10 protein-coding genes are annotated in these 9,498 nt (G+C 47.1%); 3 read left to right on the forward strand and 7 right to left on the reverse strand.

Going from position 1 to position 9,498, the window contains the following annotated elements:
* Positions 1 to 165 precede the first annotated feature (165 nt).
* From AAC01S_RS17225 to AAC01S_RS17255, 7 genes are all read right to left on the reverse strand, one after another.
* Complete coding sequence (locus tag AAC01S_RS17225) at positions 166 to 579, reverse strand: hypothetical protein (protein WP_067625386.1); 414 nt, start codon at positions 577 to 579, stop codon at positions 166 to 168.
* Positions 580 to 724: 145 nt separating this feature from the next.
* The gene (locus AAC01S_RS17230; protein WP_067625389.1) at positions 725 to 1,288 is read right to left on the reverse strand and encodes a hypothetical protein; all 564 of its coding nucleotides are present in this window, start codon (positions 1,286 to 1,288) and stop codon (positions 725 to 727) included.
* 114 nt (positions 1,289 to 1,402) lie between these two features.
* Positions 1,403 to 1,798, reverse strand: a complete 396-nt coding sequence (locus tag AAC01S_RS17235) for a hypothetical protein (RefSeq protein WP_157071269.1) — start codon at positions 1,796 to 1,798, stop codon at positions 1,403 to 1,405.
* A 452-nt stretch (positions 1,799 to 2,250) separates the two neighbouring features.
* Positions 2,251 to 2,448 carry a hypothetical protein gene (locus AAC01S_RS17240; RefSeq protein ID WP_067625395.1) on the reverse strand — a complete coding sequence of 66 codons (198 nt, stop codon included), beginning with the start codon at positions 2,446 to 2,448 and terminating at the stop codon, positions 2,251 to 2,253.
* 88 nt (positions 2,449 to 2,536) lie between these two features.
* Positions 2,537 to 2,932: a four helix bundle protein gene (locus tag AAC01S_RS17245; RefSeq protein WP_067625397.1), complete on the reverse strand. Its 396-nt coding sequence runs from the start codon at positions 2,930 to 2,932 to the stop codon at positions 2,537 to 2,539.
* Positions 2,929 to 3,249, reverse strand: coding sequence for a hypothetical protein (locus AAC01S_RS17250; protein WP_067625400.1), 321 nt, complete (start codon positions 3,247 to 3,249; stop codon positions 2,929 to 2,931). Before AAC01S_RS17250 ends, AAC01S_RS17245 begins: the two co-directional genes overlap by 4 nt.
* 990 nt (positions 3,250 to 4,239) lie before the next feature.
* Positions 4,240 to 6,411: a phage/plasmid primase, P4 family gene (locus tag AAC01S_RS17255; RefSeq protein ID WP_067625403.1), complete on the reverse strand. Its 2,172-nt coding sequence runs from the start codon at positions 6,409 to 6,411 to the stop codon at positions 4,240 to 4,242.
* Positions 6,412 to 6,650: 239 nt separating this feature from the next.
* Here AAC01S_RS17255 and AAC01S_RS17260 point away from each other — a divergent pair, with 239 nt between their 5' ends.
* From AAC01S_RS17260 to AAC01S_RS19790, 3 genes are all read left to right on the forward strand, one after another.
* Entirely contained in the window at positions 6,651 to 7,826 is a 1,176-nt protein-coding gene (locus tag AAC01S_RS17260) for an IS110 family RNA-guided transposase (RefSeq protein WP_067625406.1), read from the forward strand.
* A gap of 462 nt (positions 7,827 to 8,288) precedes the next feature.
* On the forward strand, positions 8,289 to 9,269 hold the full coding sequence (locus tag AAC01S_RS17265; protein ID WP_067625409.1) for a ParM/StbA family protein: 981 nt from the start codon (positions 8,289 to 8,291) through the stop codon (positions 9,267 to 9,269).
* Positions 9,262 to 9,498: hypothetical protein (locus tag AAC01S_RS19790; RefSeq protein WP_217997859.1), on the forward strand; the 237-nt coding region annotated here is incomplete at its 3' end. The genes AAC01S_RS17265 and AAC01S_RS19790, both read left to right, overlap by 8 nt.

The following is a 9,498-nucleotide window of genomic DNA, read 5'->3' on the forward strand; positions in this document are numbered from 1 at the left end:
TTTTTGAATTTTTCCTATTATAGTAGATCGCCTGAAACCCAGTAAGGTCTCTATTGTCTGATCACGTTCTACATAACTTGTGTCAAGATGTTTAGGGAGTAGGAGTACTCTCCAGGAGAGGGGATCTTTGCTCCTCTCTTGGAGAGTACAATGGACAAGCAATAATCACGCCAATTCAGAATCCTTAATTCCGAAAACTTGCCTTACCCGCTCCTTCAGCCACATTTCTGATTCAATCTCACCATTTGTTGGTGAACAGAGGCATTCACGCGCCATTACTAATACAGCGTAAGTTTGAAACTCATTTAGTTGCTTGCATTTTCGTTGTAGTGTCCTCAGTGCCAAGTCCACATTGCGCGACTCTGTTGAATCAAGATAGATATCGATTAGTGTATTTTGGTCGAATGAGGATGAGACAAATGGTAGCTTGCAACACAAACACAAAATCAACAATGCTTCAGGGAAGGTAAACGCGTTTGCCAGCTCGATCTTTGACTGTGGATACCTCTCGTGCAACGCGTCGAAACGCCGTTCATATTGCTCCCGAATTGCTTCTGTTTCAGTCATGTTTAAACTCATATCGCACCCGCTCCTTCATTCTTGGTATTAGTAAGGAAACTCATGAAGCCCATCTTCAGCGCTTATGTTCAAAACCCTTGGTTGTTCGACCATGTTCTACAACCCCAAGTCACATGACTTCGTGTTGTTGAAAGCTTTGTATCAGTCAACGTAGCTCCATCTCATACCACTTTTCGTCACCTGGAAAACCACTGGTTCGAAAGTAATGAGCTATGTCATTGTTACTGAACCTCAATGTGTCACCTTTCGTCATGTGCCTCATATCATGTGACATTTTGATCAACGCATGGCATTGGGTCGGCGTGAGATGTACCGCCTTCTGGCAGACCCTCCTTACCGTGTCCATTGGGATCGCGCCATGATAGAATTGCACAATCCTGTTTTTCTTTCGTTCAAGCAGGTTGGGAATATCCCTTTCGGGTTTAGCCCAGTCATGCCAGCACAGGCTCATATCCGATAAGCACACAAACAGCAAAGTTGCTTCATCGTCAGTGAAGTAACCCTCCAACTCACGTTTCGCCGTCTCGATGATTTCATTTGCATCTTGGAGAATCATGTATAGCTTCTCTTCTACTCCACATATCAAGTCAAGTGACTTGTCCCACTCAATGTAGGTTTGCCGATTGAAACAGTGGAATGCGATGATTTTGTCGATGAGTTGTCTGTCCAACGTGACCGTCACTCTTTGCTCTGTCTGAGCTTGTCCCATGAAACTCTTCCCCTTTCTCATTGTTGACTGTTTCAATGCGCCTATATCAATGGTTTTGGTTACTCCATTTGGGCAGATAGCCTGAGGAGCCACCAGCCCATCTTACATGTCCTCTTAACCCATCGGACGCTTGGATGCACGGCTTTCAAGAAACTCCGCCAAGTGCGCGGCTTCCTCTTCTGCATCGATTTCAAGCATATCTTCGACATCGTAATAGTAGATTGTGCCGACAGGCCGACCTGTCTGTTGCAAAACCAGTTGGCATTCATCATAGGCTACGTCAATCAGTGGAATTGCCTTAACGCTGTGGCTTCGTTCCAAAGCTGTTGCAATCCGATTCATATTTTCGATGACCAGACCGATTTGAGGTTGATGGACTGTCAACTCGTCCATTTCCGATTGTAACGTCGTAGCCATGTGTTGAAATTTTTCATCAGCCAACGTCACACTCAGGGTGGATGCTGATTTCTCCAAGCTTGCCTTCATCCGTGTTGTCATCATTCTTTTCATCCTCTCAAATTAGATTTGTTGACATAAGGGAAAGAAGGTGACTCGTATCCTCCCCCTTGTGCCAACCATGTGTTCGAGGGATACCGAACGGGAGCGGCGTTGGGTATCCCTTGCTATTCAGTTGTCAAGGAACGGGTTTGAAAGCTTCCCTTTGGATATGGGCAAAACAAAAAAGCTGGCTTTGTCCAAAGGTGCTTTAATTTTACTTAGACTTCCAATTGTCCTAAGGGCATAAAACACCCGTAGAACCAATTGGCGAAGCATTTAAATTGTCTAAGTAAAAACTTCCGCACCTCTCGACGAAACCAGCTTTAGCGGTCTCTATGAGAGGGAGTCAAATATACAAAGTGTTGCTATTGAGGAAAAAACTTCATGAATCACTGTGTGGAGTAAATCTACCACGGATATCGACTTCTGTCAACACCCTATTTGTCGATGCTGATAGTTTTGTTTCAACTAATAGGTTCTCCCGTCTCCATCAGTAATCTAAATGTATCTTCGGTCATAACCCCTGGCAAATCCGAGCCATACTCTTTGCTCCGTAGTTTCTCTTCACTCTCCCGCGTAATGTACTCCATGACGGTCTCATGAAACAGAACCTCATCGTCAAAATAGATGCTCTCCGTATCATATCCACTGCTTTTCCCCACTCCCGATCCCTCCTGTTTCGATTATGGAACATATGTTCGAGAAAGTCGAGGGAGCCAAGCTGAGATTGAGGAGGTTAAGGACACGGAATTAAGCGATTTTCGATTTGACTCTCTTGATCATGCACACCAGCATTCGGATTAGTTCTTCTGATTCTTTGTCCAGCTTGGTGTGAGTATCTGCGTCAATGTAGCCGAGACGCAAGGACAACTCCAGAAAACATCTTGTTTCTTGAAGGGAGCCAAGTGCATTGGAAAGGAACATCATTTGTTTACGTGGATATAACTGGAATGCATTGGACTCACTGATATTCAGGGGAACACTGCTACTGGATCGCTGACCCTGAGATCCCAGAGCGTACAGTTCGTGCTTTGGGAATTTCCTGGTAAGGGCGTAAATGTCTTCACAGAATTTCATGGATCGTTGCCAAACTGTCAGTGCCCGATAATCTCTTGCGATAAAGTCGTCTTTGTCGTTATGGCTCACTGGTTCCCTCCTCCCTCTGACACAGATTCGTACAAATCATTCAGTCGCCGCATCGGTTCCTCTGTATTCTGATACATCGCCTCACTTGCAAAGATGTGAGCACTGAGTTCGACTTCCAAGATGCTGAATCGAATATCTTCCAATTCGTCTATAGTCTCTGCACCTATAAAAGAACTGTTCAAAAAGTCCTCTTTCAAATCAAGTGCATCCTGTCGCAATCGTAAAAGCTCGGAGCAAGGTATTGGGTGAATTGAATGTTGAAACAGGCTTCGCTCAATCTGTTCCAACCTTTCCCTGATGTTTTGGATTGTCGCCACTTCCCATACCCCCCTTCAAGTTGTGGTTTGTTCTATAGTCAATGATAGTTGGTGTCAAGCAGGGCAACCACACAAAAAGTGTTCTACCTCGTCTGAGCATGGGAAGATAGAAAAAATCGCTGGTGTAGGAGGAGGGGGAGGTCGTTGGATGGCGCGGAGTTATGGGGTAACGGGATTGCAACACTGTGACGTTAGCGGCGATTACTGGTAAATCAGTGTCCTGCGGCATCGTTTTCCTTTTGTCTGGTTATGCTGTTGTGACCGCAACACAGAGTACGCACGAGGATTTTCGCTGTATTGGATACTGCATCTGCAATCGCCGCGCGATGGAATTGACACCTACCGTTTATGAGATCGCGAAACTCGGAGATCCAAGTTCAAGATTCAATGCACAGGACTTTTATTCCACACAACAATGGTGATAGAAGCGACCATTAAGCCATCAGCACAGAACGATGATGAGACTCCCCATGTCAAAAGCCACGATGTATGTTGATGACCGTCATGATCGCCCACGCCCACGCCAACTGCCGCCCAACCGCTCTTCCCCGTGTGTGCCGCCGACCATGCCGACTACTCTGCCCTGCTTGAGTGATTGCAACCACGCGGCGAGGTGGGGGGATGGACTCTGTTTTCTGAATGTGGGGAGGCTTATGGAGGTTTTTTCTCACAAACTATTTTACTTTTACATATATACATTATTATCCATTTTCACATTACTACTTATGATTGATAAAATACACCCATAAACATCCCACGCCTTGATATGACAGCGAAATTCATCACAAAATGCCTACCCCCTCCGCGTGGATGTTTAACGTAGATGGCATGGGTGGCATGGAAGCAACAAATCAAAAGGACATGGTACACATCAATCAGCGTTCTGATGGAATGACCATGCCCTCTTTGATGTATTCAGTTGTATTTGCTACAAGGTGATTCCAATTGGGATATCAAACACTATGCGCGGGTGTCATTTTAGTCGTGGTGTTAGGCGAGGGGGCGGAGTTTGATGCCCTGGTAAACTGTAAGTTTACTTCCCGACTCCTTAATCTTTTGGATCTTGGACCCAAGGTGCTGTTCAAGTGCCCTACCAAACGCAATGTTAGATACGGGTTGCATACCATTCTTGATGCATGCATTTCGGTATCCGTTATAGAGACGTGTGTTGTATACCCTCTCGCCTGGAGAAAACTCACAATAGTTCGCAATGAACCATTGTACGTTGTCCGAGTCGATTTTGTATTGCGTTATCAACTCCTTACTGGACGTCGACTCACTGAACTTGAAGTCGTTACGCATCAAACGCTCCAACCCTTTCAACGCCCATTGTACGATGCCATCCTTTTCTTTCGAAAGTCTTTCATTAAGTCTCCAATCCACTTTGTCAATTTCTACCCGATTTACAAATGGAATAATAATAATCCTTCTGTAAAATGCGTCACTGCGATCCACATTGTTTCTGGGTAACTCATTTGCGCTGAATATCATACGAGCTTTGTTAAAGAAACTGAACGGATCTTGATATTTGACTTCAGCCAACACCGAATCCTCACCAGTCAAAGCCTTGAAAAACCCAGTGTCTTGGAGGGGTTTAGCGGGCAAATCTGCGAAGAGGTTAACCAGCTTTCCATGGAGGAGAGATGTTTTGAAACGTCCATCCAGGTCTTGCAATGGCACGTTGGAGATGTTGGCTTTGCCAATGATGTCTTCAATCACCCGCAGAAACGTGGACTTTCCTGTACGGGGCGGTCCGTACAACAGAAACGCCTTCTGTGCTTGGGTGAAGGGAACCAACAGGTAGCCCAGTATTTCTTGAACCAGTTGAATGTTTTCGGGCGTGAGAGCTTGCCTCAGGAATTTGAGAAATTCGGGGAACACTGCGTCAGGACGATACTCAGCATTGAGTTGGATGGTTGACAGATACTGCGGCGAGTGCTCTACAAACTCCTTCGTACGTACATTGTATATCCCGTTCTTGAAGTTGATCAGATGGCTGTTTTCGTCGCTGTTCAGTTCATCCAAATCACGGAGGATATAGGTCTGCCACAGATCATACACATCGTTCAGATGCCTTGGTTGCATGTATTCAACCTTCAAGTATTGTTGAATGATTTGTCTCACTCGATCCCGCGACGTTTTGACATACACCCCATGGTCATACAAATAGTAGCTGGACCCCGCATAAATCGCTGGGATGGTGGTGCTCAAATGTTGCGCCAGAATGCCAGGGACGAACTTTACGTTGCCGCGTTCCCCCCGAACGTACCAAGGCGGAAGTTCTCGATGGACGATCGTCACGCTCTTGTTTGACATCGACTTCTGCGAGGAACTCCAGTTCACAGTACCCGCAATCGCCTTATCGATAGTCATCTGTCCATACGTCCTGCCATCTGCTGAACGTTTTGCATCCCACTTGGGGCGATAGAGTCCTGACTCGCGATACAGAGTATCCATCAGTTCTGGGTCACTATCAGTGTAGAATGCCAACGCATTCATCAGTGCCATTTCCGCTTCACTCTGCGACGGATAATGCCCTTGCCAATTACCGTGGTAGAGGTCAATCAGCCTATCACCGTCCTTCCCCCTCCGCATTTGCTCAATGACATCGGCGTGAGCGATTTCTCTTCGGTCTTTACCTTCGCTACCTATGCCCTGGCTTTCCACCTTTCCTTTCGCGACAAACAGCCTATGAATCCGAGCCAACTCATCTGTTCGCTCTTCAATGTCCGTATAGCCCGACCATACATCTCCTGTGACGGTAAAGAATCGTCCTTCGGAATACATTTCCACGCCAAGTTCCTGGTTCTTCTTTCGTCCAGGTGGCAACGTCCCCTTACAGATGATATGGAGACCTGTTCCACTCACCGAAACCTCGGTATAACTCCCCAAGGTCTTAACGATCTCTTCCGCTAACGCAGAGAGGGTTCCATCTTCATGGATACAATGATCGATATCCACTCCGACGAAGCCATATTGCGGGCTAAACACAAAACCAATTCCTGCGATGCCAGTGGCTCTGCTGGATTTAACTGCCTCGTCAAACGTCATCCAGTTGGATGGATCGGTTACATTGATATCCCTTCCGTTAAACGGACTCGTGGGGATTTTGGTGATCTTCCCATCACGCTCACCCTCACGCCAGCATACCCATGCTTTCACCTCCTAGTATATTGATGTTACGTACTCCAAAGAGTTTTGAGATAAAATTCTCGTAGCGGTCGGGGTACTACGATCACCTCCTTGGGACCATTGGTTCTCGACAGAAAGAATGTAGTCCCCGCCTTGCGAGCGTTTACGAATGAGCTGGATGTTGGAGGGGTTGACCCCTGTCTTCGAATCTCAAACTAGGTTGTAGATCGCAAGGTTGTGCGGTTCCGACCCATTTGGAGGTACGTGCTGTGTATTTTGTTGGTATTGACATTGCCAAACGCCATCATGAAGCCTGTATCATCGACTCAGCTGGACAGAGTCAAGGCAAGACACTACGTTTTCCAAACACGCAGGCTGGTGGCCAGAAGCTGATCCAGTGGATGCAGCATGTCGATCCCGATTTGTCATCCACAGAAGTCGCTCTAGAAGCTACAGGCCACTACTGGTTGGCGTTACACTCGTTTCTCCGTAAGCATGGTGTCAAGGTGCAGGTCATCAATCCCATTCAGTCGGATGCATTTCGCAACATGTACATTCGACAGACCAAAAATGACACGAAAGACGCATTCATCATTGCTGAGGTGTTGCGCTTTGGACGGTACACCACGACAGAACTCGGCAGTGACGAAATCGTTGCTTTACGGCAATTGAGCCGGTTTCGGTTCAGTCTGGTCGATTCCATTTCAGACCTAAAGCGGCAAGTCATCAGTGTGCTCGATATGTTGTTTCCCGAATACGAGCGACTGTTCTCCGACCTATTTGGCAAGACATCCTCCGAATTGTTGATGGAATACACAACACCGGAAGAAATCCTTGCCGTAGATACAGAAGAATTGGCGGCTTTCATGGCCAAACACAGTCGGAACCGTCTCGGACTGGACAAGGCGGAGGAGCTCAAGTCTGCCGCTGCCTCGTCGTTTGGCATTGACACAGCGCTGGATGCGTATCGGCTACAATTGCGCCTGCTTCTTCAGCAAATTCGCTTTACAGAGGAACAGTTAGAATCCCTGGACGCCGAGATAGAAAAACGCCTAAAGAGCATGGACACCAATCTCGTAACGATTCCGGGAATCGGTCCGGTTCTTGCTGCTGCGATACTCGGTGAAATCGGAGACATTTCCAGATTTCCAACTGGCGTCAAGCTCGTTGCGTTCGCCGGAATCGACCCTACGGTGCGAAGTTCGGGCGAATTTACCGGAACCCACAACCGAATGTCCAAACGAGGCTCACCGTACTTACGACGGGCGATTTGGCTTGCTGCAAATGTCGCCAAAATGCACAACCCAATCCTTAGGGATTTTTACGAACAGAAGCGTGCCCAAGGGAAACATCACCTGGCTGCAACGGGCGCTGTCGCCCGCAAAATGACGTACATCATTCATGCCGTTCTGCGGGATAAGAAGCCATACGAACCAATGGCGTAAGGTGGCGAATCGACTGAACATTCAAACCACGTCTGTCTTTGACAGGCTTATATAGATGCGCCTAAAAATCACTTCCCTTCATGGTTCTTAGAACTCGAAAGAGTGCTTGACATTAGATAGCTGGTCTTCATCTCATTTGGAATGCTCTCCGTGTGAATCGCGGTTGCATTGCTCAACAACAATACAGACTCCTCCTCGTTGGTAGTTTTTGCACCTCCGTTTCGGGTGCGAGTTCATACTACGAAATTTGTCAACTCGTGCATATGGATTTTCTGCTCTACCACGTCGAAGCCCCTCAGATCCCTTGCCCCGCTTGGGTTCTTCAATGGAGCGCACCCACTTGACACCTACGAACTTTCGCGTTTTTCGCCTTGCCCAAACGCGATTCGCCGCGTCTTTGCGAATCAAAGTACGGACGAGCATCTATGATATAGGGACTAATTCAAAGAGGAGGTTTTTTATATGACTGAGCTGAGCCTTGCTTGCGATTCTGGGAAGTCACTCACCAAATTTGCGTTCTACTCTAACGGCGAGTTACACAAGATGAGCTTTCGCACGTTGGTACAGGAGGTGGAACATCTTGGGGTGGAGCTTCAGCCGAACAATTATCTCGTAGAATTCGGAGGTCAGACCTTTCTCGTGGGGGACATGAACAGCGAGGAGAAATTCGACTATGACCTCAGTAAACGAAACCCCATCCACCGCACCTGTGTACTACTTGCTTGTGGACTTGCAATTGAGAAGGCTGGTCTTGCCAGCCAGGGGATTGCAAATGTGCGTATCGCGTTAAACACCCCAATATCTATCTACAAGAACGACAAACTGAAGAGGAGTTTCGAGCAGTTCATCCAAAACGACCAACGGGTTGTATCGCTGAAAATCAACAACAGACCCGCAATTCTACTTCGAATCGAAACTGTGCTGGCACTTCCTGAAGGGACTCCAATGTTCGCAAGTTCCAGCCTATATCGCGACAAACGGTGTGTCATCTTCGATATTGGAAGCCTAAACGTGAATTTCTGTCAGGTGGACTCTCTCCGACCTTCCTTGGCAGGGAGCTTTCTCTCCAATCAAGGTATAGCCATGCTCAGAGCGAAAGTAGCGGAGACGTTAACCTCAGAATACGGAGTCACCATAAGCGCGGACGATGCGGAGGTAATCCTAAAACGCGGGTATTTGTCTGTAAATGGCAAGAAGCTCGAAGACAGCCCTATGCTCATCCGTCGTATGCTCAAATCTCACCTGAACGAGATCATCAGCTTCGCCAAAAGCCGAGGAATCACATTTACCAACATCGATGAGATGGTGTTCAGTGGTGGCGGAAGTATTATGCTGAAAGAGGTAATTGAAGAGGAGTTTCCCAACGCGGTCATCGATCCAAATGGTTCGTTTGGAAATGTGCTGTCGTACCTTGCCATCATGAAGGCGAAGAACCTTGCCTAAATCCCCGAAAATATCCATCAGTTTTAGAGAAGAGTACCTCCCCGTTTACGAATGGCTGAAGGGCAAAGAGAACATTAGCTCATATATCTGCCAATTGGTGATGACAGACATGAAAAACGGGGCACATTCGGACGATTTCGAGGCAAAAGTGGAAACAATCCTGCTCAAACTGCTGAAAAACAGGAACTTGATTGAGAAGGGCGACGGAATCGAGGTTGAAAGGGACAGG

The organism is Alicyclobacillus acidiphilus NBRC 100859, from assembly GCF_001544355.1.
GTDB classification, from domain to species: Bacteria; Bacillota; Bacilli; order Alicyclobacillales; family Alicyclobacillaceae; genus Alicyclobacillus; species Alicyclobacillus acidiphilus.